Here is a 26,000-nt window from a genome sequence, read left to right on the forward strand (position 1 = left end):
ACCGCCCGCGGGTCGTGCTTCGGTCAGCCGACGTTGACGGCGGACCAGGCGGCCGCGACCGCCTTGTACTCGGTGCTGCTCGCGCCGTAGAGGTCCTTGGCCGCGTTCAGGGTCGCCGTGCGGGCGGCCGCGTACTTGGTCGTCGACGTCATGTACGTCGTCAGCGCCTTGTACCAGACCTGCAGCGCCTTGGTGCGGCCGATGCCGGTGACCGTGGAGCCGTTGGAGGTGGGCGAGTCGTAGGTCACGCCGTTGATGGTCTTCGAGCCGCTGCCCTCGGACAGCAGGTAGAAGAAGTGGTTGGCGGGACCGGAGGAGTAGTGGACGTCCAGGCCGCCGAGGCTCGAGGACCAGGCGTCCTTGGACGAGCCGTCCTTGCTGGGCTTGTCCATGTAGCGCAGTGGGCTGCCGTCGCCGTTGATGTCGATCTCCTCGCCGATGAGGTAGTCACCGACGTCGGAGGAGTTGTTCGCGAAGAACTCGGCGCCCGCGCCGAAGATGTCGCTGGTGGCCTCGTTCAGACCGCCGGACTCGCCGCTGTAGTTGAGGCCGGCCGTGGCCGAGGTCAGACCGTGGCTCATCTCGTGGGCGGCCACGTCGAGCGAGGTCAGCGGGTTGGCGTTGCCCTCGCCGTCGCCGTAGGTCATGCAGAAGCAGCTGTCCGACCAGAAGGCGTTGACGTAGGCGTTGCCGTAGTGGACGCGCGAGTAGGCGGCCTTGCCGTCGTTGCGGATGCCGCTGCGGCCGAACGCGCTCTTGTAGAAGTCCCAGGTCACCTGGGCGCCGTAGTGCGCGTCGGCGGCGGCGGTCTCCAGGTTGGACGGGTTGCCGGTGCCCCAGACGTCGTCCGTGCCGGAGAAGAGAGTGCCGGTGCCGGAGGTGCCGCGGTTGAGGTTGTACGTCTTGTGGCCGCCGCGCGTGCCGTCCGTGAGGTTGTACGAAGACCCGGACTTGGTGGTGGTCAGGTCGACCTTGCCGCTGTACGTGGTGTTGCCGGTGCCCGTCTCGATGGCCTGGTACTCGTAGAGCTTCTTGCCGGTGGCGGCGTCGGTGACGACGTGCAGCTCGTTCGGCGTGCCGTCCTCCTGGAGGCCGCCGACGACGGTCTCGTAGGCGAGGGTGGGCTTGCCGTCGGCCGCCCAGATCACCTTGCGGGGAGCGGAGTTCGCCTCGGTCTTCTCCGAGCCGGCCGCCTTGGCGAGCGTCACGGCCTGCTTCTCGGCCTTGGCGGCGGCGACCGCCGGCTTGAGGGAGGCGACCTTCAGAGCGGCCTTCGTCGCTCTGGTGACGCCCTTTGTCGCGCCGGACTTCGACTCGTGCACGACGAGGTCGCCGCCGAGGACCGGCAGGCCCGCGTAGGTGCGCTCGTAGCGGGTGTGGACCGAGCCGTCGGCGTCCTTCACGACGTCCTTGACGACCAGCTTCTCCTGTTCGCCGAGGCCTATCTCGTCGGCGGTCTCCGGGGCGTTTGCCTGCTGCTCCTTGACCAGAGCCGTGCGGGCGGGCGCGGAGAGCAGGACGGGGGCGGCGGCGAGGGCCGGCTCGGAAGAGGAGTCGGCGGCGACGCTGCTGCCGGAGGTCAGACCGGTGGTGAGCAGGGCGCCGGCGGCGACGGCGGTGGCGATGGCCAGCGTGGTGCGCTTGTGACGCGCGTAGAGGGGGGTCACACGAGCTCCTTGATGTGGGGGAACTGCTGGGGTGCTGTGCGGCGGGTGGGGGAAGAGTGGCACCAAGGGCGCGTACATGTCAGGAGTAACGCGTGATGTTGGCCGGAAATCGACGACCGGGCTGACGGTTCCGGGCATGTGAAGCGGGCGCCGTCCCGGGGGAGTCGAACCCACCGGGGCGGCGCCCTGACTTGGGAACCCGTCGCGGCCTACTGCCTGCGGCCTACGGGAACGTGAGCTTCCAGCTGTTGATGTAGCCGGTGTCGATGGCCGCGTTGTCCTGGACCCGGAGCTGCCAGGTGCCGTTGGCGACCTCGGAGGAGGCGTTCACCGTGTACGTCTCATTGATGTTGTCCGCGCTGCCGCCGGTGCCGTAGCCCTTCAGCGTGTACGCCGTGCCGTCGGGTGCGACCAGATCCACCTTGAGGTCACCGATGTAGGTGTGGACGATGTCCACGGCGACCTGGAGGTTGGCGGGCGCGTTGCCCGTCCGGCCGGTCACGGTGACCGGCGAGGTGACCGCCGCGCCCCGGTCCGGAATCGCCACGTCGGCCGCGTTCTCGAAGGACGTGCCGCCGCCGCCCCCGTCGCCGGGGCGGGTGCCGACGTTGATGCCCGCCCACGCGTGCTGGACCGCCTTGTACTCGGCGCTGTCGGTGCCGTAGAGCTCACCGGTCGCGGCGAGGGTGCCGGTGCGGGCGCCCGCGTAGTTGGTGGTCGAGGTGAACTTCGTGGTCAGCGCGCGGAACCAGATCTTCTCCGCCTTGTCCCGGCCGATGCCGGTGACCGGAAGGCCGTCCGAGGTGGACGAGTTGTACGTGACACCGTTGATGGTCTTGGTGCCGCTGCCCTCGCTCAGCAGGTAGAAGAAGTGGTTCGCCGGGCCCGAGGAGTAGTGCACGTCGATCGAGCCGATGCCGGAGTACCAGCTGTCCTTGGACGCCCCGTCCTTGCTCGGCTTGTCCATGTAGCGCAGCGGGGTCCCGTCGCCGTTGATGTCGATCTCCTCGCCGATGAGGTAGTCACCGACGTCGGAGGAGTTGTTGGCGTAGAACTCGACGGTCGAGCCGAAGATGTCGCTGGTGGCCTCGTTCAGACCGCCGGACTCGCCGCTGTAGTTGAGGCCGGCGGTGTTCGACGTCAGACCGTGGGTCATCTCGTGGGCGGCCACGTCGATCGACGTCAGCGGGTTCGCGTTGCCCGAGCCGTCGCCGTAGGTCATACAGAAGCAGCTGTCCGACCAGAACGCGTTGACGTAGTTGTTGCCGTAGTGGACCCGGGAGTACGCGCCCACGCCGTCGCCGCGGATGCCGCTGCGGCCGTGCACGTTCTTGTAGTAGTCCCAGGTCAGCGCGGCCCCGTAGTGGGCGTCGGCGCCGGCCGACTCCAGGTTGGAGGGGGTGCCGTTGCCCCACACGTCGTCGGGGCCGGAGAAGAGGGTGCCGGTGCCGGAGGTGCCGCGGTTGAGGTTGTACGTCTTGTGGTTGCCGCGGGCGCCGTCGGTGAGGTTGTACGTCGACCCGGACTGGGTCGTGGTGAGGTCGACCGTGCCGCTGTAGACCGTGTTGCCGGTCCCGGTCTCGATGGCCTCCCACTCGTACAGCTTCGCGCCGGTGGTGGCGTCGGTGACCACGTGCAGTTCCTGCGGGGTGCCGTCGTGCTGGAAGCCGCCGACGACGGTCTCGTACGCCACGACCGGCTTGCCGCTCGCGGCCCAGATCACCTTGCGGGGCTCCCGGTTGATGCCGGGGTTCTTGGCCTCGTCGGCCTTGCCCGCGGTCAAAGCCTGCTGCCGGGCCTTCGCGGCGGACACCGCCGCCTTCGTCGTGGCCGGCGCGATCGCGGCGCGGGTGGCCTTCGTGACGGACGCGGTGGCGTCCGCCTTCGTGCTCTCGACGACCAGGTCGCCGCCGAGGACGGGCAGGCCCGCGTAGGTGCGCTCGTAGCGTGTGTGCACGGTGCCGTCGCGGTCCTTCAGGACGTCGCGGACGACCAGCTTCTCCTGGGCGCCGAGGCCCAGGTCCTTGGCGGTCTCGGCCTTGCCGGCGTTCGCCTCCCGGATCAGCGCGGCGCGCTGGGCGGGGGTGAGCCGTACCGATTCCGAGCCCGGCTTCGCCTTGCTCGCGGCCGCCGGAGCCCTGTCCTCCGGGGCCGCGGTGGCGGTGCCGGCCTGGACGGCGGTGGCGATCAGCGCGGCGACGCCGGCGAGGGCCACGGCCGCGGTACGACGAGGGGTGTGGGGAGTGCGTCTGTGGGAGGTGCCTCTTCGCGAGGAACTGCTTCTCAACACTGACTCCTTCTGCATGGCCGGGGGTCGCCCGGCCTGGGGAGGTGGAGGTGTTGCAGTGGGGTTTCTGTAGAGCAGTCGTGGGAAGCGTGGCAGGGGAGTGCGCTTTCTGTCAGGACCGCGTCAAGACTATGGCCGGAAAAGGTTCGTTGACCGGAAGTTCATGTTCGCTATACGGACCCTTCGCGGTTCTCGGACCCTTCGCGGTCCTCGGGCGGGTCCCCGTGCCAGGAGTGCCACAGGGCCGCGTACGCCCCGCCGGCCGCCACCAGCTCGTCGTGCGTGCCGAGTTCGGTCAGCCGTCCGTCCTCCATCACCGCGACCCGGTCGGCGTCGTGCGCGGTGTGCAGCCGGTGGGCGACGGCGATGACGGTGCGCCCCTCCAGGACGGCGGCCAGGGCACGCTCGGTGTGCCGGGCGGTCGTCGGGTCGAGCAGGGCGGTCGCCTCGTCCAGGATCAGCGTGTGCGGGTCCGCCAGCACCACCCGGGCGAGCGCGAGTTGCTGCGCCTGTGCACCGTCCGTACGGCAACCGCCCTGCCCCAGCCGGGTGTCCAGGCCCTCCGGCAGCTCCCGCACCCAGGTGTCGGCGCCGACCACGGCCAGCGCTTTCCACACCTGCGCGTCACCGGCGGACGGATCGGCGATCCGCAGGTTGTCACGGACCGAGCCGAGGAACACATGGTGCTCCTGGGTGACCAGGACGACCTGGCGTCGCAGCCGCTCCGGTCCGAGCCCGGCCACGGGCACGCCGCCGACCGTCACCGAGCCGGCGGTCGGCGCGTCGACGCCCGCCAGCAGCCGGCTCAGCGTGGTCTTGCCGGCCCCGGAAGGCCCGACCATGGCCAGCCGCTCCCCGGGTGTCACCGTCAGGTCGACGCCGCGCAGCACCTCGGCGCCCCCCTCGTAGGCGTAGCGCGCGCCGGTGACGTCGATGCGGTCGCCGACCGGATCCGGACACTCGCCCTCACCGGGGGCGCGCGGGGCCCGGGCCAGTCCCTCCACCCGGGCGAACGAGGCGCCGCTGCTCTGCAGTTGCTCGACCCGGACCAGGATCTCGTCCAGCGGCCCGCTCAGCTGGTGCAGATACAGGGCCGCCGCCACGACCGCCCCCAGACTCATCGAGCCCGACGCGTGCAGCGCCCCGCCGGTCACCAGCACCCCGGCCACCGGGAGGACGTACGAGACCTCCACCGCCGGGAAGAACACGCTGCGCAGGTAGAGGGTGTGGAAGCGGGTACGGCGGGACGTCTCCAGGGCGTCCCGGCTCGCGGCGGTGCGCTGCTCCTGGAGCCGGAACGCCTCAACCGTGCGCGCTCCGGCCGCGGTCGCCGCGAGGATCTCCGCCACCTCCGAGGTCGCCGCCCCCTCGGCGAGATAGCCGTCCCGGGCCCGGCGCAGATACCAGCGCAACGCCAGCCAGATGGGCGTCAGGCCCAGCACGCCGAGGGCGCCGAGCAGCGGGTCCAGGAAGAACACCGCGCCGGCCAGGAACAGGGCCTGCACGAGGTTGATGAGCAGCATCGGGCCGGCGTCGCGCAGTGTGTTGCCGACGGTCGTGACGTCCGAGGTACCCCGGGCTGTCAGGTCACCGGTGCCGGCGCGCTCCACCACCGAGGCCGGCAGGGTCAGTGCGCGGTCCACGAACCGCTCCCGTACCCGGGCGAGCGTGCGTTCGCCGAAGCGGTGGCCCACGTAGCGGGCCCAGCGGGCGAGGAGCAACTGTGCGAGTGCGCAGAGCAGGAGGACGAGTGCCAGCCGGTCGACGGCGGTGACCCCCTGCCCGGCCCGGACGTCGTCGATCATCCGGCCCAGCAGCCACGGGCCCGCCAGACCGGCCACGGCGGCGAGGGCGTTCAGGGCCAGGACGGTGGTGAAGGCCTGTCCGTCGGCCCGGACGAGTTCGAGCAGGGCGCGTCGGACGTCGGTCCGTTCGGCGACGGGGAGGTGGCCGCGGGTCATCCCAGGACCTCCTCGGTGTCCCTCGCGACGAGGGCGCGGTAGCCGGGGGTGCTGTCGAGGAGCTCGTGGTGGGTGCCGGAGGCCGCGACCTTGCCGTCTTTCAGGTAGTGGACGGTGTCCGTGTGGTCCAGGACCAGGGGGGAGGTGGTGGTGACCACCGTGGTACGGCCTTGGCGGGCCGTTGCGAGCCGGGCGGCGACGGTGGCCTCCGTGTGGGCGTCCAGGGCTGAGGTGGGTTCGATGCCGAGGAGGACTTCGGGGTTGGCCAGGAGGGCTCTTGTCAGGCGGATGCGTTGGCGTTGGCCACCGGAGAGGTTGCGGGCCTGGGCGGTCATCGGGGTGTTCAGACCGTGGGGGAGGGCTTGGACGATGTCTTCGGCTGCGGCTGTGTGGAGCGCCATCCGGCGTGCCGCGTGGTCTGGAGTGGCGTCTGCGGGTGCGTCGGGGTGGTTCGCGCAGTTCCCCGCGCCCCTGAAAGGGGCGATCATCTCCTGGAGGCTTCCTGCGAAGAGGTCGGCCTCGTGGTCGGCCACCACGATGCGTGCCCGGATCTGGCTCAGGGCGATCTCGTCCAGGCGGGTGTCGCCCCAGGTCACGTTCGACGGGGCGTACCGGCCCAGGCGGTCCACCACTGCTGTGGCGTCTGCCGGGTGTTCAGCCACCAAGGCCGTCAACCGGCCCGGCAGGACGCGTACACCCGACTCGGGGTCGTGCAGGGCCGAGGGTTCGGAAGGCGCGTCCAGCGTGCCGGTGTCGGGCATCGGTTCCAGGCGCAGGAAAGCCACGACCCGCCGCGCGCACACCACACCGCGGCTGATCTGGTAGCCGCATTCGACCCAGAAGGACACCGGGCCCACCAGCACCGCCACATAGCCGTACACCGACACCAGCTCGCCCACGGTGATGTCACCCCGCGCGGCCATGCGGGCCGCGAGCCAGGTCACCACCGCGAGGAACAGGGTCGGCAGGCCCATCCCCAGGGCCTGCACCCAGCTGGTCACCGCACCGACCCGGTACCCCTGCTCCTTCAGCCGCCGTGAGTCGCCGCGGAAGGCGTCCGCCACCAGCTGCTTGCCGCCCAGGCCGGCGAGGACCCGCAGTCCGCCCGCCAGGTCGCCGATCCGGGCGGTGAGGACGCCCTGCCGCTCTCGGTACTCCGTCTCGGAGCCCTGCAACCGGCCGAGCAGCGGCCCGACCAGCAGGACGATCACCGGGATGCCGAGCAGGACGACCGCGGCGATGAGCGGAGAGACCGACACCAGCAGGACGGCGATGACGAGGTAGGCCACGACCGCACCGATCCCGGGCCCCACGACCGTCAGGGACTGGCTGACCGTCTGCACGTCGCCCACGCCGATCGTGACGACCTCCCCGGCGCCCGCCTGCCGCCGCAGGGAGGCGCCGAGCCGCACAGCCTGCCCGACGACCACCTTCACCGTGCGGAAGTTGGCGTCCATCCGCACCCGGGTCATCGTGCGGTGCCGCATGATGCTCAGCCAGGAGTTGAACGCTCCCACCGCGAACAGCGCCCCGCTCCACAGGACCAGTTCGCCCATGTCGCCGGGCTCGAGGCCGTCGTCGATCGCCCGGGACATCAGGTACGGCGTGGCCGCCAGCAGCACCATCCACACGCTGCCGAACACGGCCCCGGCCGCACACCGCCAGGGCTGCCGGGTGACCAGCCACCACAGGTAGCGGGCACCGCCACGGCGGTCGGGTGTGCCGGGGTCCTCGTACGCGTCGATCATCCGCCCGCCTCCGCCGCTCCGCTACGCCAGGCTGTCCCGCCAGGCCCGGTGCAGATCCGCGAACCTGCCCGTGCCCGCCACGAGTTCGGCCGGGCCGCCGTCCTCGACGATCTTTCCCCGCTCCATCACCAGGACGCGGTCCGCGATCTCGACGGTCGAGAGCCGGTGCGCGATGACCACCGCCGTGCGCCCCTTCAGGACCGTCGCCATCGCCCGCTGCACGGCACGCTCGCCGGGGATGTCCAGCGAGCTGGTCGCCTCGTCGAGGATCAGCACCGCCGGGTCGGCCAGCAACGCCCGGGCGAACGCGACGAGTTGCCGCTGCCCGGCCGAGATACGGCCGCCCCGCTTGCGTACGTCGGTGTCGTAGCCGTCGGGCAGGGCGCTGATGAAGTCGTGCGCGCCGATCTCCTTGGCCGCCTGCTCCATCTCCGCCCGGGTGGCGTCCGGGCGGCCGATCGCGATGTTCTCGGCGACCGTGCCGGAGAACAGGAACGACTCCTGCGTCACCATGACCACCCCGCGCCGCAGGTCGGGCACGGCGAGGTCGCGCAGGTCCACACCGTCCAGCAGCACCCGGCCGTCCGAGGGGTCGTAGAACCGGGCCAGCAGCTTGGCCAGGGTCGACTTTCCGGCGCCCGTGGAGCCGACGACCGCGACCGTCTGCCCGGCCGGGATCGTGAGGTCGAAGCGGGGCAGCACCTCACCGCCGGTGCGGTAGCCGAAGCTCACGCCGTCGAAGACGACCTCGCGGCCCGGGTGCTCGCTCGCCAGGGGCGGGAGCGGCCGGGGGTCCGCCGGCTCGGGGACGGAAGGGGTCTGGGCGAGCAGCCCGGCGATCTTCTCCAGCGAGGCCGCCGCCGACTGGTACGAGTTGAGGAACATCCCGAGCCGGTCGATCGGGTCGTACAGCCGCCGCAGGTACAGCACGGCCGCCGCCAGCACACCGAGGGCCAGGGTGCCGCCCGCGACCCGGTAGGCGCCCCACAGGACGATCGCCGCGACCGCCGTGTTGGCGACCAGCCGTGAGCCGGTGACGTAGCGGGCCATCTCCAGCAGCGCGTTGCCGTTGGTCCGCTCGTGCCGCTGGTTGAGCACGCCGAAGTCCGCGTCGTTGACGGCCTCGCGGCGGAAGGCGCGCACCGGCCTGATGCCGTTCATCGTCTCGACGAACTTCACGATGACCGCCGCGATGGCGGTGGACCGCGCCCGGTACACCCGCCCGGCGCGCCGCTGGTACAGCCGTACGAGGGCGTAGAGCGGCACCAGGGACGCCACCGCCACGCCCCCGAGGCCCAGGTCGAGCCAGAGCAGCATCGCCGAGATGTAGACGAAGGACAGGATGACCGTCACGAGCTCCTGCAGGCCCTCATCGAGCAGTTCGCGCAGGGACTCCACGTCCGCCGTGGAGCGGGAGATGAGCCGGCCCGAGGTGTAGCGCTCGTGGAAGTCGACGCTCAGCGCCTGCGCGTGGCGGAAGATCCGGCCGCGCAGATCGAGCAGCACGTCCTGGCTGACGCGGGCCGCGGCGGAGACGAAGGCGTACTGCAGCCCGCCCGCGGCCAGCGCGCACACCAGATAGCCCACGCCCACCGTGATCAGCGGCCCGTGGTCCCCGGCCCGGAACGCCGGCACGGCACGGTCGATGGCGTACGCCACGAGCAGCGGGCCCGCCTGCACGACCGCCTGCTGGAGCAGCAGCAGGATCGTCGTGACCGTGACGCGGGCCTTCAGGGGCGCGAGGAGTGAGCGCAGCAGGGCGGCGGTGGCACCCGGGGGAGTGGGCAGCAGGTCCTGGTCGAAGGGGTCGCCGGTGGCGGCGGGCCGGTCGTCGGGTTCGTCGCCGGGTTTCCTGTCGGCCGGTGTGCCGGTGGCCGCCGTCATCGTGCGCCCTCCTGTTCCCCTGAGGGTTCCCCTGACTCTTCTCCGGACATCAAGTGCGCGTACTCGGCGTTCGTACGCAGCAGTTCGTGGTGGGTGCCGACCGCGGCGATCCGGCCGCCGGACAGCAGCGCGACCCGGTCGGCGAGCAGCACGGTGGAGGGGCGGTGCGCCACGATCAGGGCGGTCGTGTCCGCCAGGACGTGCCGCAGGGCGGCTTCCACGGCGGCCTCGGTGTGCACGTCCAGGGCCGACAGCGGGTCGTCCAGCACCAGGAACTCCGGCTGTCCGACGACAGCCCTGGCCAGCGCGAGACGCTGCCGCTGCCCGCCGGAGAGGCTGAGGCCCTGCTCGCCGACCTGGGTGTCCGTCCCCTGCGGCAGGGCGTGCACGAAGTCGGCCTGGGCGACGGCGAGAGCGCGCTCCAGCTCCATCGTCCCGGCCGTGCCGTCGGCCCCCATGAGAACGTTGTCGCCGACCGCGGCCGAGAAGAGCGTGGGCTCCTCGAAGGCGACGGCGACCTTGGCGCGCAGCGCGTCCCTCGACAGCTCGGTGATGTCGACGCCGTCGAGGGTGATGCGGCCCGAGGTGACCTCGTAGAGACGGGGGATGAGCGCGGTGAGGGTGGTCTTGCCGCTGCCGGTGGAGCCGACCAGGGCCATGGACTCGCCGGGGCGGATGTGGAGGTCGATGTGCTGGAGGACGGGTGAGGAGTCCGCGGGCGCGTCGGGGTAGCGGAACCGGACGTCGTGAAAGCGCAGTCCCCTGTCCTCCCGGTCCGGTGAGCGACCGGGCGAAGCGGCAGCCCTCCGCTCGTCGCCCTCGTCGGCCTCCTCCACCTCCTCGTCCATCACCTCGAAGTACCGCTCGGTGGCCGTCGCCGCCTCCTGGCTCATGGCCAGCAGGAAGCCGATCGACTCCACCGGCCACCGCAGGGCCAGCGCCGTGGACAGGAAGGCCACCAGCGTCCCCGCCGACAAGCCCCCGTCGGCGACCTGTACGACCCCGACGACGAGCGCCGCCCCGATGGCCAACTCGGGCAGCGTCACGATGACGCCCCAGATCGATGCCAGCAGCCGCGCCTTGCGCAGCTCCGTGCCGCGCAGCTTCCCCGACAGGTCGCGGAACGCCCGCGCCTGACTCCGGTGGCGTCCGAAACCCTTGATGATGCGGATGCCGAGCACGCTCTCCTCGACCACCGTGGTCAGGTCGCCGACCTGGTCCTGCGCGCGCCGCGCCACCTCGGCGTAGCGCTTCTCGAAGATCACGCAGGTCACCATCACGGGCACGGCGGGCCCGAGGATCACCAGCCCCAGCGTCCAGTCCTGGAGCAGCATGATGACCACGCCGATCACTATCGTCACCCCGTTGACCAGCAGGAACGTCAACGGGAAGGCGAGGAACATACGGAGCAGCATCAGGTCCGTCATCCCCCGGGACAGCAACTGCCCGGAGGCCCACCGGTCGTGGAAGGACACCGGCAGCCGTTGCAGGTGCCGGTACAGATCCGCCCGCATCGACGCCTCGACGTGCGCCAGCGGCCGCGCCACCAGCCAGCGCCGCAGCCCGAACAGCAGGGCCTCCGCGAAGCCGAGCAGCAGCAGGCACAGCGCCCCGAGCCACACCCCTGCCGGGTCCCGGTCGGCGACCGGCCCGTCCACCATCCACTTCAGGACGAGCGGGATCACCAGGCCCGTGCTGGAGGCGAGTATCGCCACGAACGCGGCGCTGAACAGCCGTGCCCGCGCGGGCCGCACGTACGGCCACAGGCGCAGCAGCGTGCGCACGGCAGAACGATTCCGGGTGGGGGCAGCTGAGGTGGCCATCAGCAGTGAGCCTACGGATCGCCACTGACACTGCCCACCGAGTTTTCTCCGAGCCGGGGTCCTTCCTTGGTCCTACGACCTGCCTGTTCGGGGGGTCGTAGGGCGGGCATCAGCCGATCGGCTGATGCCCGTTCGAGCGCGACGGGCGATGTGCGCGGCCCCGCCGCACCGGGACCCTCAATCCATGTCCGTCATCGAAGTCACCGACCTGCGCAAGGCCTATGCCGGCCGCCCGGCCGTGGACGGCGTCTCCTTCGCCGTCGAGGAGGGCGAGATCTTCGGGATCCTCGGCCCGAACGGCGCCGGCAAGACCACCACCGTCGAATGCGTCGAGGGCCTGCGTGTCCCCGACTCCGGCCGCGTCCGCGTCACCGGCCTCGACCCGGTCGCCGACCACGAGCGGGTCGCCCAGATCCTGGGCGCCCAGCTCCAGGAGAGCCGGCTCCAGCCCAAACTCACCGTCCGTGAGGCGCTGGAGCTCTACGCCGCGTTCTATCCGCGCCCCGTCGACTGGCGCCCGCTGGCCGAACGCCTCGGCCTCGAGGAGAAGCTGACCACCCGGTTCGCCAAGCTGTCCGGCGGCCAGAAGCAGCGCCTGTTCATCGCGCTCGCCCTGATCGGCGACCCCCGGGTCGTCGTCCTGGACGAGCTCACCACCGGCCTCGACCCGCGGGCCCGCCGCGACACCTGGGAGTTGATCGAGGACATCCGCGCGAACGGCGTCACCGTCCTCCTCGTCACCCACTTCATGGAGGAGGCGCAGCGGCTGTGCGACCGGATCGCGGTGATCGACAAGGGCCGGGTGGCGGCCCTGGACACCCCGTCCGGGCTGATCCGCCGCTCGGCGGGCGCCACCGTCATCAGCTTCACCCCGACCACGCCCCTGGACGACCGCGAGCTGAAAACGCTCCCCGCCCTGGTCGCCGTCGAGAACAAGGACGGCCGGATCACGCTGTCCGGCACGGACGAAACGGTCAACGCGCTGCTGTCGCTGCTGGCCCGCCACCACATCACCGCCCGTCAACTCCGCGTCACCGACGCCACGCTGGACGACGCGTTCCTGGACCTCACGGAGGCCTCGGCATGAGCACCGCACTGATCAACCCCGCGGTTCTGCGCAGCGAGTTCCGGCTTTTCCGGCGCGAGCCGGGCAGTCTCTTCTGGATTTTGCTGTTCCCGGCCCTGCTGCTGGGCGTCCTCGGTTCCGTGCCGTCCTTCCGCGAGTCGCAGGACGGACTCGGCGGGCTGCGGATCGTCGACGTCTATGTGCCCGTCTGCGTGCTGGTCGCCCTCATCATGGCAGGGGTCCAGGCGATGCCGCCGACCCTCACCGGCTACCGCGAGAACGGCATCCTGCGCCGGCTCTCCACCACTCCCGTCCGGCCCTCGGCCCTGCTGGCCGCCCAGATGCTGGTGAACGGCGTGGCGGCCCTGGCCTCCGCGCTGCTCACGCTCGTCGTCGGACGGCTCGCCTATGACGTACGGCTGCCCGCACAACCCGCCGGATACCTGCTCGCGCTGCTCCTCGCCGTACTCGCCGCCATCTCACTGGGCGCGGTGATCTCGGCACGGGCCCGTACGACGAAGATCGCGACCGCGATCGGGACGGCCGTGTTCTTCCCGATGATGTTCTGCGCCGGGGTCTGGGTGCCCGTGCAGGCCATGCCGGATCTGCTGGGCCGCATGGTCCAGTGCACCCCCTTCGGCGCCGCCGCACGGGCCCTGGACCAGGCCGCAGCGGGCGACTGGCCGAGCTGGGGCCACCTGGCCGTCCTCGCCGCGTGGACCGCGGCGCTCTCGACGTCGGCCGCGCGCTGGTTCCGCTGGGCTTGACCGGCGCCCGGGGAGGGGGCACGGCCGTGGCCGACACTGTGGGCATGACGGATGTGGCGGGCGTGGAGCAGCGGTGGGCGGTGTACTTCCGCTGGGGGCCGTACGGGATGCTGGCGGCGGGCACCGTGCTCGCCTTGACGACCGTCGACGCGGTCGGCATGAGCACCGCGGAACGGTACACCGCCGTCGCCCTGGTCGGCGCGGCGGTAATCCTCCAGGTGTGGTGGGGGCGCTGGTCCCGCGGCCGGCCCCTGGCCCCGTCGGTGCCGGGCGCCTGCTACTACTTCACGCGCTCGGCGCTGGGATTCGCGCTCAGCTGGTGCAACCCGTTCTTCGCGTTCTACGCCGCCGCCGGGTTCGTCGGCCCGGACCGGCTGCTGCGTGGGCGGCCGCTCAAACTCGGCCTGCTGGCGACCGCGGTGACCATCGCGGGGTCGCAGTCCGGTGGCATGCCCCTGCACGGGCTGCTGAACTGGGCAGTGTTCGGCGCGCTGCTCTGCGTCCACATCGCGCTGCTGGTCGTCTTCGGCCAGCTGGCCGCGCGGGAGGAGGAACGCACCCGGATCCAGACCGCCAGCATCACCGAACTGGAGCGCACCAACGCGGCCCTGCAGCAGGCCCTCGACGAGAACGCCGCCCTGCACGCCCAGCTCCTGGTGCAGGCCCGGGAGGCCGGAGTCGCCGACGAGCGCCGGCGGCTGGCCGCCGAGATCCACGACACCATCGCCCAGGGGCTGACCGGCATCATCGCCCAGCTCCAGGTCGTCGCGAACGCCCCCGACCTGGCCGTGGCCCGCACTCACCTCGAACGCGCCTCGGACCTGGCCCGGCACAGCCTCGGCGAGGCCCGCCGCTCCGTGCACAACCTCGCCCCCGTGGCGCTGGCCGACGCCGGCTTGCCGGAGGCCCTGAAGAAGACGGTCGCCGAATGGGGCGAACGGACGGGCGTGCGCGCCGAGTTCACGGTCACCGGCACCGACGAGCGACTCCACGAGGAGATCGCGGCCACGCTCCTGAGGATCGTCCAGGAGGCCCTCTCCAACACCGCCCGGCACGCCGCCGCCGGCCGGGTCGGTGTCACTCTGTCCTTCCTCGGCGACGAGGTCATCCTCGACATCCGCGACGACGGCCGCGGCTTCGACCCGCTCGCCGTCCCCGAACGCACAGGCTCCGGCGGCTTCGGCCTCGACGGCATGCGCGCCCGCGCGGAACGCGTCGCCGGCTCGCTCACCGTCGAGTCCGAGCCGGGCCTCGGTACGGCCGTCTCGGCTCGCGTACCGTTGGTCCGCCATGACCGATGACGCCGCGATCACCCTGCTCATAGTCGACGACCACCCCGTCGTACGGGACGGTCTGCGCGGCATGTTCGAGTCCGCGCCGGGCTTCCGTGTCCTGGAGGAGGCGGCGAACGGCGTCGAGGCGGTCGCGCTCGCCGCCGCCCTGGACCCGGACGTGATCCTGATGGATCTGCGCATGCCGGGCGGCGGGGGAGTGGACGCCATCCGCGAACTGACCCGCACCGGTGCCCGCGCCAAGGTCCTCGTCCTGACCACCTACGACACCGACTCCGACACCCTCCCCGCGATCGAGGCGGGCGCGACGGGCTACCTCCTGAAGGACGCCCCGAGGGACGAACTGTTCGCGGCGGTCCGCGCGGCGGCGGAAGGCCGGACCGTCCTCTCCCCGGCCGTGGCCTCCCGCCTGGTCTCGGCGGTCCGTACTCCCCGGGCCCCCGGCAGCGACACCCTCTCCGCCCGCGAGCGCGAGGTCCTGGCCCTCGTCGCCAAGGGCACCTCCAACCGCGAGATCGCCCGTGAGCTCTTCATCAGCGAGGCCACGGTCAAGACCCACCTCACGCATCTCTACGCGAAGCTGGGCGTGAAGGACCGGGCGGCAGCGGTGGCCACGGCCTATGAACGAGGCATCCTGGGCTAGCCCGGGTACGGCAGCAGACCTGCCGCGATCTTCTCCCAGGCGGCCCTCAGTTCGGTGAGCAACTCCGGCTTGTCGGGAGCGAGGTCGGCCTGTTCGCGGGAGTCGGCGGCCAGGTCGTACAGGTGGTCGGTGCCCTTGTCGTCCCGGTAGTACTTCCAGTCGCCGCGCCTCAGTGCCCGATTGCCGCGCACCCGCCAGAACAGATCCCGCTCGTGCAGCCGCTCGCCCCGCAGCAGGTATCCGGCCAGGCTCGTGCCGTCCAGCGGATACGCCGGGTCGGGCCGGGCGCCGGCCAGCTCCAGCAGGGTCGCGGTCCAGTCGGGCGAGAAGTTCGGCTCGTGGCTGACCTGACGGCCATCGACACGCGCGGGCCAGCGCAGGATCGTGGGCACCCGGATGCCGCCCTCCTGGAGAGAGAACTTCCCGCCGCTGAGGGGCCACAGGTACGACCAGCGCTCGCCGCCGTTGTCGCTGGCGAACAGCACGACGGTGTTCTCCTCCTGCCCGGAGCGGCGCAGGGCGGCGAGCACCTCGCCGACGGCCGCGTCCAGGCTCTGAACCATCTGTGTGTACTTCTCGACCGAGCCGCCGTCGTAGTGGTTCAGGGCCTTGCTGACCTCGGACCGGGACTTCGCCGCTGCGATCTTCGCCGCGATCGCGGCGCCGGTCTCCTCGTCGCCCTCGGCGAGCCAGGGCCAGTGCGGGGTGGTGAAGTTGAGGTTGAGCAGCCAGGGCCGGTCGTGGTCCCGGCCGACGTACTCGACGGCCCGCTCGGTGAGCACGGTCGTGTAGTACCGCAGGTCCTTGTACTCGGCGTCCCCCTCGAAGAGGTCGTGCTCGCCGAGCTGCCCGAGCTTGGAGAAGTACTCCAGCACGCCCCCGTGATTGCCGAAGAACTCGTCCCAGCCGGACTTGGTGGGGCTGTAGTCGGGCAGCCAGCCGCAGTGCCACTTGCCGATGAGCGCGGTGGCGTAGCCCGTCTTCTTCAGCAGGGAGGCCAGGGTGGGGTGGTTCGGGTCCAGGCCCTGCGACCGGTCTGCGATCGGCTCGGCGAGTCCGCCCTCGGTGCGGCCGGGATAGCGCCCGGTGTAGAGGCTGAACCGGGTCGGGGAGCAGGTCGAGGAGCCGGAGTAGGCGTCGGTGAACCGCACACCCTGGCGGGCCAGCCGGTCCAGGTTCGGCGTCTTGATGTGGGGGGCGCCGTAGGAGGACAGGTCGGCCCAGCCGAGGTCGTCGCCCAGGATGACGAGGACGTTGGGACGGCGGCCGGACCCGGCACCGGGGCGGGCCCTGAACGGCCGCTCGGCGGGGGCGGCTTCGGCACCGGTGGCCGTACCGGCGACGGCGCCCACGGCACCACCGCCGACGAGGGCACCGAGGGCACGACGGGATATTTCGGGCATGCGGGGTCCTGGAGTCTCGGAAGAAGGGAGGGGAAGGGGAGGCCACGGCTCAGCAGGGACGCTGCCAGCGGCCCGGCGACGGGGTCAAGAAGATCCCCGCCGAGTTCACGGACCCGCAACGCGCCGCAACACCCCGCAACGCCCCGCAACAATGCGGCAGCCTTACCAGGCGAAACGATGCCTCAGCCCGCCACCCGCAGCAGCAGCACCGCCCGCGCCGGCATCGTGATCTCCGTCCCCGCCCGGTGCTCCACGCCCGGTGCCTCCCCCTGCTCCTCCAGACTCGTGTCGACGACGACCTCGTACCGCTCCGCCCAGGGCGGCCCCGGCAGTTCGAAACGCACCGGCGCCTCGCCCGCGTGCAGCACGGCGAGGAAGCTGTCGTCGAGGACCTGCGCCCCGCGCTCGTCCCGGCCCGGGATGTCCCGGCCGGACAGGTACATCCCCAGCGTGGCGGCCGGTGCGTACCAGTCCTGCTCCGTCATCTCGGTGCCCCGGGACGTGAACCAGGCCAGGTCGCGCAGCCCGTCCGCGGTCTGGGCCCGGCCCGAGAAGAACGCCCGGCGCCTCAGCACCGGGTGCCGGTGGCGCAGCTCGATGAGCCGGCAGGTCAGCTCGAACAGGGCGCGCCAGCCGGGTTCCTCCAGCAGCCCCCAGTCCACCCAGCTGATCTCGTTGTCCTGGCAGTACGCGTTGTTGTTGCCGCGCTGCGTGCGGCCCAGCTCGTCGCCCGCGACCAGCATCGGCACACCGGTGGACAGCAGCAGCGTGGTCAGCAGGTTCCGCAGCTGCCGGCGCCGCAGGGCCCTGATCTCCTCGTCGTCCGTCTCGCCCTCGGCCCCGCAGTTCCAGGCCCGGTTGTCGTTCGTGCCGTCGCGATTGCCCTCGCCGTTGGCCTCGTTGTGCTTGCGCTCGTACGACACCAGGTCGCGCAGGGTGAAGCCGTCGTGCGCGGTGACGAAGTTGACGGACGCGTACGGCCGGCGCCCGCCCCAGGCGTACAGGTCGCTGGAGCCCGACAGCCGGTATCCCATCTCCCGTACGTCGGGCAGCGCGTGCCGCCAGAAGTCCCGTACGGCGTTGCGGTACCGGTCGTTCCACTCCGTCCACAGCGGCGGGAACGCCCCCACCTGGTAGCCGCCCGACCCCACGTCCCACGGCTCGGCGATCAGCTTCACCCGGCGCAGCACCGGGTCCTGGGCGATGACCGCCAGGAACGGGGAGAGCATGTCGACGTCGTGCATCGAGCGGGCCAGCGCCGCCGCCAGGTCGAAGCGGAAGCCGTCGACGCCCATTTCAGTGACCCAGTACCGCAGCGAGTCCGTGATCAGGCGCAGCACCTGTGGCTGGACCACGTGCAGGGTGTTGCCGCACCCGGTGTAGTCGGCGTAGCGGCGGGGGTCGTCCTGGAGGCGGTAGTAGCCGCGGTTGTCGATGCCCTTCAGGGACAGCGTCGGGCCGAGTTCGCCCGCCTCCGCCGTGTGGTTGTAGACCACGTCGAGGATGACCTCGATCCCGGCCGCGTGCAGGGCGCGCACCATGCGCTTGAACTCGCCGACCTGCTCGCCCCTCGTCCCGGAGGCCGCGTAGGCCGCGTGCGGGGCGAAGTAGCCGATGGAGTTGTAGCCCCAGTGGTTGCCGAGGCCTCTGCGCAGCAGATGGTCCTCGTGCGCGAACTGGTGCACCGGCAGCAGCTCCACCGCCGTCACGCCCAGCTTCACCAGGTGCTCGATCGCGGCCGGGTGCGCGAGGCCGGCATAGGTGCCGCGCAATTCCTCGGGGATGTCCGGGTGCAGCCGGGTGAAGCCCTTGACGTGCACCTCGTAGATCACGGAGTCCGCCCACGGGGTCTTCGGGCGGCGGTCGTCGGCCCAGTCGTCGTCATCGTGGACGACGACGCCCTTGGGGACGTACGGCGCCGAGTCCCGGTCGTCGCGCACGGTGTCGGCGACGTGCTGCTGCGGCCAGTCGCGCACGTGCCCGTACACCTCCGGCGGCAGGCCGAAGTCCCCGTCCACCGCGCGCGCGTAGGGGTCGAGCAGCAGCTTCGCCGGGTTCCAGCGGGCGCCGGTCCACGGGTCCCAGCGGCCGTGGACCCGGTAGCCGTAGCGCTGGCCGGGCAGCACGCCCGGGACGAAGCCGTGCCAGATCTCGTGGGTCAGCTCGGTCAGTGTGGCCCGCGACTCCTTGCCGGCCTCGTCGAAGAGGCACAGCTCGACCCCCTCCGCCCCGCCCGCCCACAGGGCGAAGTTGGTTCCCGCCACCCCGTCGGGGCCGACCCGGAACCGGGCGCCCAGCGGAGTCGCCGCGCCCGGCCAGGCGGGCACCGTGGGTGGCGGCGCGGGCCGCCGTACGCCGTTCGCGGCGGCGGCCTGGCGCCCGTTCCCGGTGGCCTGATGGCCGGCCACCGCCTCCTGCTCGGCTGCGCTGGACACCTGTCAGCCTCCCGCGGCTCGTGGAACGACGGGGGACAGGGGGGTGCGGTCCTGTACTGCGGCCCGGGCCGGGGCTCCCCTGCGCGTCGTCCTCCACACTGTTCTGCCCAGAGCATGGGTCGCACTCACGTTTCCCCGGGGGCGGGCATGGTCGTTTCCCGGGGACGCGGCCGGTCGTTGGGTACCCCGTGAGGCACGTACAAGGGCGCGCGCGGCGCGCGAGGGCCGCGCTGGCCGCCGTAGTGACATGGGCAGGGCTCCTGGCCGGGGCCACGGGCTGTACCTCGGACGACGCGGGCGGGATCGCCGGGGCGTTCGGCGCGCCCCCGGCGCCCGAGGACGTCATCAAGGTGTCGCCCGAGGACGGCAGCAGGGGCGTGCGCCCCGGAAGGACGCTGCGGGTGCGCGTGCCCGACGGCAGGCTGGAGTCGGTGAAGGTCACCAGGTCCCAGGACGCGCAGGAGTCCCCGGTGCCCGGGCGGGTCTCGGCCGACGGCCTGAGCTGGGCGCCGAAGGAGAAGCGGCTGGCGCTCGCCGCGAAGTACACGGTCGACGCGGTGGCCGTGGACGGCGACGGTCACCGCTCGGCCCGGCACACCACCTTCACGACGTACGTCCCCGAGGAACGCTTCATCGGCTACGTCGCCCCGGAGAACCGTGCCACGGTCGGCACCGGCATGATCGTCTCCCTGGAGTTCAACCGGGAGATCGCCGACCGTGCCGTCGTCGAACGCGCGGTGCGGGTCACCTCCCGCCCGGCCGTCGAGATCCGCCCGCACTGGTTCGGCCGCAGCCGCCTCGACTTCCGTCCCGAGGACTACTGGAAACCCGGCACCCAGGTCACCGTCGACCTGCGCCTGCGCGATGTCGAGGGCGCGCCCGGCGTCTACGGCCTGCAGCACAAGACGTTCTCCTTCACCGTCGGCCGCGGCCAGGTCTCCGTGGTCGACGCCGCCCGGCACACCATGGAGGTCCGGCGCGACGGCGAGACCCTCGCCACCGTGCCGGTCACGGCCGGCGCCCCCGAGACGACCACGTACAACGGGAAGATGGTGGTGACCGAGATGCTCGACGTCACCCGCATGAACGGAGCCACGGTCGGCTTCAAGAAGCGCGACGGCAAGGGCGAGTACGACATCCCGGACGTCCCGCACGCCATGCGCCTGACCGACTCCGGCACCTTCCTGCACGGCAACTACTGGGCGGACCACACCGTCTTCGGACGGAGCAACGTCAGTCACGGCTGTATCGGACTGCGCGATGTGAAGGGCGGCGGCTCGGACACCCCGGCCGGCTGGTTCTTCGACCGCAGTCTGGTCGGGGACGTCGTCGAGGTCGTCAACAGCAAGGACAAAGAGGTCTCTCCCGACAACGGCCTCGGAGGCTGGAACATGACCTGGAACGCATGGAAAGCGGGCAGTGCGGTGAAGTAGTCGGACAGGGGCGGATCGACCCGGCGCTGCCGTTGGGACGGAACAGTGACATTCGCGGGCCGCCGGTGCCCGGCGCCTTGTGGTTACTATGCGCCGGTGCGCGGGGGACGCGCAGGGGTTGCGGGCCTGACCAGGCCCGGGGAGGGGAGAACGACTTGAACGGGCGACCGATATCGGGGGCGTCGGTTGGGGGCAGGCACGGACTGCTCGCGCTGATACTCGGCTCGCTGCTCCTCGCCGTCACGGCGTGTGGCGGCGGGGAGAGCGGAGCCGGTGCCGGCGGGGGCGACGGCACCGGCAAGGGCTCGGACAGCGCGCAGAGCAAGCAGTCCGAGGCCGTGGTGAGCATCACCCCCAAGGACGGAGCCAAGTCCGTCGACACCAGCGGGAAGCTGAAGGTCACTGCGGCCAAGGGCAAGCTGACCGAGGTCGAGGTCAAGGACGCCAAGGGCAAGAAGGTCGACGGCGAGATATCCGATGACGGCGCCACCTGGACGCCGTCCATCCATCTGGCCGCCGCCACCAAGTACACGGTCCACGCGGTCGCCAAGGACTCCGAGGGCCGTACGGCCGCCGAGGACGCCGACTTCACCACGCTGACGCCCAAGAACACCTTCACCGGCACCTTCACCCCCGAGGACGGCTCGAAGGTCGGCGTCGGGATGCCGTTCTCCATCCGCTTCGACCGGGGCATCACCAACCCGGAGGACGTCGAGAAGGCCATCCGCATCAAGACGGAGCCGGCCGTGGACGTCGAGGGCCACTGGTTCGGCAACGACCGGCTCGACTTCCGGCCCGAGAAGTACTGGAAGACCGGCACCAAGGTGACCGTCGACCTGAACCTCGACGGCGTCGAGGGGCGCTCCGGTGTCTACGGCGAGCAGGACAAGACGGTCGACTTCACCATCGGCCGCAACCAGGTCTCCGTCGTCGACGCCAAGAAGCTCACGATGAAGGTCATGCGCGACGGCAAGCTGTTCAAGACCATCCCGGTCACCACCGGCAAGCCCGGAATGGAGACCTGGAACGGCCAGATGGTCGTCAGCGAGATGCTCCCCGTGACCCGGATGAACGGCGAGACCGTCGGCTACGGCGGCGAGTACGACATCAAGGACGTCCCGCACGCCATCCGCCTCACCACCTCCGGCACCTTCCTGCACGGCAACTACTGGGCGGGCGGCGCCTTCGGCGAGTACAACGCCAGCCACGGCTGCATCGGTCTGCGTGACGTGCGCGGCGGCTGGGACAAGAAGGTGCCGGCGGCCTGGTTCTTCAACCACTCGATGATCGGCGACGTGGTGGTCGTCAAGAACTCCGAGGACCGCGTCGTCGACCCGGACAACGGGCTCAACGGCTGGAACATGTCGTGGGAGAAGTGGAAGAAGTAGCTCCGAGCTGACGACAAGGGCCCCGGTGTGACGGACAGCACCGGGGCCTTCGGCGTTAGTCCTGGTTAACCTGCTGCACATGACCGTCACTCTCGAAGTCGCTGAAGGCGTCGGCACGCTGCGTCTCGACCGCCCGCCCATGAACGCGCTGGACATCGCCACGCAGGACCGGCTGAAGGAACTCGCCGAGGAGGCCACGCGCCGCGACGACGTGCGGGCCGTGGTGGTCTACGGCGGCGAGAAGGTGTTCGCGGCCGGCGCGGACATCAAGGAGATGCAGGCGATGGACCACGCCGCTATGGTCCTGCGCGCCCGCGCCCTGCAGGACTCCTTCACGGCGGTGGCCCGTATCCCCAAGCCGGTCGTCGCGGCCGTGACGGGCTACGCGCTCGGCGGCGGCTGCGAACTCGCGCTGTGCGCGGACTACCGCATCGCCGGTGAGAACGCCAAGCTCGGCCAGCCCGAGATCCTGCTCGGCCTGATCCCCGGCGCGGGCGGCACCCAGCGCCTGGCCCGCCTGGTCGGTCCCTCCAAGGCCAAGGACCTGATCTTCACCGGCCGGATGGTGAAGGCCGACGAGGCGCGGGAGATCGGCCTGGTGGACCGGGTCGTGCCCGCCGACGAGGTGTACGCGCAGGCGCACGCCTGGGCCGCCAAGCTGGCCCAGGGCCCGGCACTCGCGCTGCGCGCCGCCAAGGAGGCCATCGACGCCGGTCTGGAGACGGACATCGAGACCGGCCTGACGATCGAACGCAACTGGTTCGCGGGCCTGTTCGCCACCGAGGACCGCGAGCGCGGCATGCGCAGCTTCGTGGAGGAGGGGCCGGGCAAGGCGAAGTTCCTCTGAACCATTCCTCTGAACACCCCTCCAGGGGCTTGCAATTGACACGGCGTCTGATCCGGGGTCCCTCGACGGAGCGGTTTATGGCAGCCTTAAGGCAGCCTTAAGCGTGTCCGGCCGGGGAGCTTCGCCGCTTGCCCCGAAACGTGCCGTATCCGCAGGTCAAGTGGGCTGTGGAGGACTCCGAAGTGCCGTCGGCATATGCCGTCCGACTGCCGGTTCCGGGCCCATTCCGGGGGGTCTATTCCCCGGGAACGGCCCCGTCGGGCCCCCCGGACGGCCATGATGGGGGGCATGGCGGGGCTGGAGGGTATGGAACAGCCGCGGGGACACGCACATGCGGCCGCGGCGCGCTGGTCGCCGACCGTCGAGGACGAACGCGCGCTGAAGGCGCTGGAGTTGTACGGCAACCCGACGGAGGCAGAGGTCCCACTCCCGTCCCGCCCCGAGTCCGCGGCCACCGCCAGACGGCTCACCCAGGTCGTGGTCCTGCGCCACTGGGGACTCACCCCCAAGATCACCGAGGAGGCGGTCCTGCTCGTCTCCGAACTGGTCGGCAACGCCGTACGCCACACCGGCGCCCGCGTCTTCGGGCTGCGTCTGCACCGGCGCCGCGGCTGGATCCGCGTCGAGGTCCGCGACCCCTCCCGCGGGCTGCCCTGTCTGATGCCGGTCCAGGAGATGGACGTCAGCGGCCGGGGCCTCTTCCTCGTCGACAAGCTGGCCGACCGCTGGGGGGTCGATCTGCTGCCCCGGGGCAAGACGACATGGTTCGAGATGCGGGTCGCCGACCGCTGACGGCCGCAGGCGGGGCGGGGGCTCGACCGTGGGTGTGACCTGCGACGACTCACCTGGACGTCGATCGGGCGAATCACCGGTTTCCTGGTGGGGCGCCCCTTAAATGGTCCAATGCACCGCCACTTCGTCAAGCGCGCCCTTGTCGCGGGCGCCGCCCTCGCCGTTCTCGCCGCCTGCGGCACCCAGGGCGAGGAGCGGACCTCCGGGACACGCCCCACCAAGGCCGCCGTGCCCGCCCCGCCCGAGAAGAAGACCGTCCAGGGCCTGCCGGGCATGCCGCCCGTCCTCGACCCGAAGGACGTGTACGCGGCCGACCGCCCGAACAAGCTGTCACCCGTGGTCAAGGGCTTCCCGTCCCGGGTCTACGTCCCCAACACCGAGTCCGACACCGTCTCCGTCATCGACCCGAAGACGTACGAGATCATCGAGACGATCCCCGTGGGCCGGCAGCCCCAGCACGTCGTACCCTCCTGGGACCTCAAGACGCTCTGGGTCAACAACAACCGCGGCCACACCCTCACCCCGATCGACCCTGAAACCGGCAAGGCCGGCAAGGAGGTCGAGGTCCACGACCCCTACAACCTCTACTTCACGCCCAACGGCAAGTACGCCGTCGTGATGGCCTCCCTCGACCGCGAGCTGGTCTTCCGCGACCCGCACACCATGGACCGGAAGAAGACGGTCCCGGTCTCCTGCTATGGCGTCAACCACGCCGACTTCTCCCTCGACGGCCGCTACTTCATCGTCTCCTGCGAGTTCAGCGGCGAGCTGCTCAAGGTCGACACCGAGAAGATGAAGGTCGTGGGGCAGCAGAGACTGCCGTTCGAGGGCGCCATGCCGCAGGACGTGAAGGTCTCACCGGACGGCAAGAGGTTCTACATCGCCGACATGATGGCCCACGGGATGTGGGTCCTGGACGGCGACAAGTTCACCGAGCCCACCCTGCTGCCCACCGGCAAGGGCTGTCACGGCCTCTACGTCGGCCGCGACTCCCGCGAGATGTACGTCTCCAACCGAGGCGAAGGCACCATCTCGGTCTTCGACTTCACCCGCGACAAGCTCACCAAGAAGTGGGAACTGCCCGACGGCGGCAGCCCCGACATGGGCGGCGTCTCCGCCGACGGCAAGGTCCTGTGGCTCTCCGGCCGCTACGACGCCGAGGTCTACGCCATCGACACCCGCACCGGCGCCCAGCTCGCCCGCATCCCCGTCGGCAGCGGCCCGCACGGCCTCGCGGTCTACCCGCAGCCCGGCCGCTACTCCCTCGGTCACACGGGCATCTTCCGGTGACCGCGGGGGAGCGCGAGAGTTGAGTCTCCACCCACTGGAGGGCCCAGACTCGCGGACATGACCGACGACGGCACCGGACTGCTCACCATCGGGGAACTGGCCCGGGTCACCGGACTGACCGTGCGCACCATCCGCTACTGGTCCGACGAGGGCGTGCTGCCCCCGCTGGCCCGGTCCGCGGGCGGCTACCGGCTGTACGACGCCGCGTCCGTGGCCCGCCTGGAGCTGATCCGCACCCTGCGCGAACTCGGCCTCGGCCTGGCGGACGTCCGCCGGGTCCTGGCCGGCGAGACCACGGTCGCGCGGGTCGCCGCGGCGCACGTGGTCGCGCTGGACGCGCAGATCCGGTCGCTCAAGGTGACCCGTGCGGTGCTGTCGACGGTCGCGAGGCGGGGTTCCAGCGTGGAGGAGATGACACTCATGAACAGACTGGCACGGCTCTCGGCGGCCGAACGCCGGCGGATCGTCGAGGACTTCATGGCGGAGATCTTCGAGGGGATCGACACCGCCGACCCGGACATCCGCGGCAGGCTGCGTTTCGCGGCCGCCGAACTGCCCGACGACCCCACGCCCGAGCAGGTGGACGCCTGGGTGGAGCTCGCCGAGCTGATCCAGGACCCCGGCTTCCGCGCGCAGATGCGGCAGATGATCGAGTTCAACGCGGCCGACCGGGGGCCGGACGTTCCGGCCGGTTCGTCCCTGTGGTTCATGAGCCGGCTCGTCCAGCTCGCCACCGAGGCACGCCAGCGCGGCATCGCCCCCGAGGCACCGGAGGCCGGCGACGTCCTGAGGGACCTGCTCGGCGACGCCGACCGGTCCGCCGTGCTCGAACGCCTCACGGCCGCCTCCAACGCACGGGTCGCCCGCTACCGCGAACTCCAGGCCGTCGTCAACGGCCTCGGGCCCCAGCCGGCCTACGACGAGGAGTTCGCCTGGGTGGTCGCCGCGCTGGAGGCACGGACGGCCGGTTAATCTGACCTGCGTCAGCACGACGCAGAACACGAGAGCACGAGAGTAGGGGCGGACCGGTGGCGGACATCGAGGAAGCACGCAAGCAGTTCGAGCGGATCGATACGGACGGCGACGGATTCATCACCGCTGCCGAGTTCAAGGCCGCCCTGGCCGGATCGGGTGACTGGAACGTCACCGAGTCGGTCGCCGAGGTCGTCATCAAGACCCGCGACCTCGACGGCGACAAGAAGCTGAGCTTCGACGAGTTCTGGGCCTACCTGAACAAGTAGGGGACGGAAGGGGCCCGGACCCGACCTCGGTCG

The 26,000-nt window shown here is 71.2% G+C and carries 19 protein-coding genes; 11 read left to right on the forward strand and 8 right to left on the reverse strand.

What is annotated here, in order from left to right; all coding sequences use genetic code 11:
- Positions 1-23: 23 nt before the first annotated feature.
- From AC07DF_RS05180 to AC07DF_RS05205, 6 genes are all read right to left on the reverse strand, one after another.
- Positions 24-1,667, reverse strand: coding sequence for a M4 family metallopeptidase (locus AC07DF_RS05180; protein ID WP_478967029.1), 1,644 nt, complete (start codon positions 1,665-1,667; stop codon positions 24-26).
- A gap of 223 nt (positions 1,668-1,890) precedes the next feature.
- Complete coding sequence (locus AC07DF_RS05185) at positions 1,891-3,972, reverse strand: M4 family metallopeptidase (RefSeq protein ID WP_478967031.1); 2,082 nt, start codon at positions 3,970-3,972, stop codon at positions 1,891-1,893.
- A 152-nt stretch (positions 3,973-4,124) separates the two neighbouring features.
- Entirely contained in the window at positions 4,125-5,915 is a 1,791-nt protein-coding gene (locus AC07DF_RS05190) for an ABC transporter ATP-binding protein (protein WP_478967033.1), read from the reverse strand.
- Positions 5,912-7,663, reverse strand: coding sequence for an ABC transporter ATP-binding protein (locus AC07DF_RS05195; protein ID WP_478967035.1), 1,752 nt, complete (start codon positions 7,661-7,663; stop codon positions 5,912-5,914). The genes AC07DF_RS05190 and AC07DF_RS05195 overlap by 4 nt, the downstream gene beginning before the upstream one ends.
- A 21-nt stretch (positions 7,664-7,684) precedes the next feature.
- Positions 7,685-9,547 carry an ABC transporter ATP-binding protein gene (locus tag AC07DF_RS05200; protein ID WP_478967037.1) on the reverse strand — a complete coding sequence of 621 codons (1,863 nt, stop codon included), beginning with the start codon at positions 9,545-9,547 and terminating at the stop codon, positions 7,685-7,687.
- Positions 9,544-11,370: an ABC transporter ATP-binding protein gene (locus tag AC07DF_RS05205; RefSeq protein ID WP_478967038.1), complete on the reverse strand. Its 1,827-nt coding sequence runs from the start codon at positions 11,368-11,370 to the stop codon at positions 9,544-9,546. Before AC07DF_RS05205 ends, AC07DF_RS05200 begins: the two co-directional genes overlap by 4 nt.
- 184 nt (positions 11,371-11,554) lie before the next feature.
- Between AC07DF_RS05205 and AC07DF_RS05210 the strand changes: the two genes are divergently transcribed.
- The 4 genes from AC07DF_RS05210 to AC07DF_RS05225 are packed head-to-tail and all read left to right on the forward strand — an operon-like array spanning position 11,555 to position 15,138.
- Complete coding sequence (locus AC07DF_RS05210) at positions 11,555-12,457, forward strand: ABC transporter ATP-binding protein (protein ID WP_478967040.1); 903 nt, start codon at positions 11,555-11,557, stop codon at positions 12,455-12,457.
- The gene (locus AC07DF_RS05215; protein ID WP_478967042.1) at positions 12,454-13,203 is read left to right on the forward strand and encodes an ABC transporter permease; all 750 of its coding nucleotides are present in this window, start codon (positions 12,454-12,456) and stop codon (positions 13,201-13,203) included. The genes AC07DF_RS05210 and AC07DF_RS05215 overlap by 4 nt, the downstream gene beginning before the upstream one ends.
- A 44-nt stretch (positions 13,204-13,247) precedes the next feature.
- Complete coding sequence (locus AC07DF_RS05220; protein WP_478967044.1) at positions 13,248-14,504, forward strand: sensor histidine kinase; 1,257 nt, start codon at positions 13,248-13,250, stop codon at positions 14,502-14,504.
- Positions 14,494-15,138 (forward strand): response regulator, encoded by a 645-nt coding sequence (locus AC07DF_RS05225; protein WP_478967046.1) that lies wholly within the window; start codon positions 14,494-14,496, stop codon positions 15,136-15,138. Before AC07DF_RS05220 ends, AC07DF_RS05225 begins: the two co-directional genes overlap by 11 nt.
- Here AC07DF_RS05225 and AC07DF_RS05230 read toward each other — a convergent pair.
- Entirely contained in the window at positions 15,135-16,541 is a 1,407-nt protein-coding gene (locus AC07DF_RS05230; RefSeq protein ID WP_478967048.1) for a sulfatase family protein, read from the reverse strand. The two genes, AC07DF_RS05225 and AC07DF_RS05230, sit on opposite strands and share 4 nt — an antisense overlap.
- Positions 16,542-16,723: 182 nt before the next feature.
- Positions 16,724-18,976 carry a glycogen debranching protein GlgX gene (gene glgX, locus AC07DF_RS05235; RefSeq protein WP_478967050.1) on the reverse strand — a complete coding sequence of 751 codons (2,253 nt, stop codon included), beginning with the start codon at positions 18,974-18,976 and terminating at the stop codon, positions 16,724-16,726.
- 188 nt (positions 18,977-19,164) lie between these two features.
- On the opposite strand from glgX, the gene AC07DF_RS05240 reads away from it, so the two are divergent.
- From AC07DF_RS05240 to AC07DF_RS05270, 7 genes are all read left to right on the forward strand, one after another.
- On the forward strand, positions 19,165-20,409 hold the full coding sequence (locus tag AC07DF_RS05240) for a L,D-transpeptidase (RefSeq protein ID WP_478967051.1): 1,245 nt from the start codon (positions 19,165-19,167) through the stop codon (positions 20,407-20,409).
- Positions 20,410-20,564: 155 nt separating this feature from the next.
- Positions 20,565-21,797: a L,D-transpeptidase gene (locus AC07DF_RS05245; protein WP_478967053.1), complete on the forward strand. Its 1,233-nt coding sequence runs from the start codon at positions 20,565-20,567 to the stop codon at positions 21,795-21,797.
- Between the two features lie 79 nt (positions 21,798-21,876).
- A complete protein-coding gene (locus tag AC07DF_RS05250) occupies positions 21,877-22,644 on the forward strand; it encodes an enoyl-CoA hydratase/isomerase family protein (RefSeq protein WP_478967055.1) in 768 nt (255 codons plus the stop codon).
- 288 nt (positions 22,645-22,932) lie between these two features.
- Entirely contained in the window at positions 22,933-23,436 is a 504-nt protein-coding gene (locus AC07DF_RS05255) for an ATP-binding protein (RefSeq protein ID WP_469420667.1), read from the forward strand.
- A 111-nt stretch (positions 23,437-23,547) separates the two neighbouring features.
- Complete coding sequence (locus AC07DF_RS05260) at positions 23,548-24,726, forward strand: YncE family protein (protein ID WP_478967057.1); 1,179 nt, start codon at positions 23,548-23,550, stop codon at positions 24,724-24,726.
- Positions 24,727-24,783: 57 nt separating this feature from the next.
- Positions 24,784-25,698 (forward strand): MerR family transcriptional regulator, encoded by a 915-nt coding sequence (locus AC07DF_RS05265; protein ID WP_478967059.1) that lies wholly within the window; start codon positions 24,784-24,786, stop codon positions 25,696-25,698.
- Positions 25,699-25,754: 56 nt separating this feature from the next.
- Positions 25,755-25,967: an EF-hand domain-containing protein gene (locus tag AC07DF_RS05270; RefSeq protein WP_391102399.1), complete on the forward strand. Its 213-nt coding sequence runs from the start codon at positions 25,755-25,757 to the stop codon at positions 25,965-25,967.
- Positions 25,968-26,000: the final 33 nt, after the last annotated feature.

The sequence above is a fragment of the Streptomyces sp. NPDC044719 genome, from assembly GCF_056433405.1.

What these genes read in the sequence shown, in the direction of transcription:
- AC07DF_RS05185 (WP_478967031.1), bottom strand. Translation starts at nt 3,972, where the DNA reads ATGCAGAAGGAGTCAGTGTTGAGAAGCAGTTCCTCGCGAAGAGGCACC.
- AC07DF_RS05190 (WP_478967033.1), bottom strand. Translation starts at nt 5,915, where the DNA reads ATGACCCGCGGCCACCTCCCCGTCGCCGAACGGACCGACGTCCGACGC.
- AC07DF_RS05195 (WP_478967035.1), bottom strand. Translation starts at nt 7,663, where the DNA reads ATGATCGACGCGTACGAGGACCCCGGCACACCCGACCGCCGTGGCGGT.
- AC07DF_RS05200 (WP_478967037.1), bottom strand. Translation starts at nt 9,547, where the DNA reads ATGACGGCGGCCACCGGCACACCGGCCGACAGGAAACCCGGCGACGAA.
- AC07DF_RS05205 (WP_478967038.1), bottom strand. Translation starts at nt 11,370, where the DNA reads ATGGCCACCTCAGCTGCCCCCACCCGGAATCGTTCTGCCGTGCGCACG.
- AC07DF_RS05210 (WP_478967040.1), top strand. Translation starts at nt 11,555, where the DNA reads ATGTCCGTCATCGAAGTCACCGACCTGCGCAAGGCCTATGCCGGCCGC.
- AC07DF_RS05215 (WP_478967042.1), top strand. Translation starts at nt 12,454, where the DNA reads ATGAGCACCGCACTGATCAACCCCGCGGTTCTGCGCAGCGAGTTCCGG.
- AC07DF_RS05220 (WP_478967044.1), top strand. Translation starts at nt 13,248, where the DNA reads ATGACGGATGTGGCGGGCGTGGAGCAGCGGTGGGCGGTGTACTTCCGC.
- AC07DF_RS05225 (WP_478967046.1), top strand. Translation starts at nt 14,494, where the DNA reads ATGACCGATGACGCCGCGATCACCCTGCTCATAGTCGACGACCACCCC.
- AC07DF_RS05230 (WP_478967048.1), bottom strand. Translation starts at nt 16,541, where the DNA reads ATGCCCGAAATATCCCGTCGTGCCCTCGGTGCCCTCGTCGGCGGTGGT.
- AC07DF_RS05250 (WP_478967055.1), top strand. Translation starts at nt 21,877, where the DNA reads ATGACCGTCACTCTCGAAGTCGCTGAAGGCGTCGGCACGCTGCGTCTC.
- AC07DF_RS05255 (WP_469420667.1), top strand. Translation starts at nt 22,933, where the DNA reads ATGGCGGGGCTGGAGGGTATGGAACAGCCGCGGGGACACGCACATGCG.
- AC07DF_RS05260 (WP_478967057.1), top strand. Translation starts at nt 23,548, where the DNA reads ATGCACCGCCACTTCGTCAAGCGCGCCCTTGTCGCGGGCGCCGCCCTC.
- AC07DF_RS05265 (WP_478967059.1), top strand. Translation starts at nt 24,784, where the DNA reads ATGACCGACGACGGCACCGGACTGCTCACCATCGGGGAACTGGCCCGG.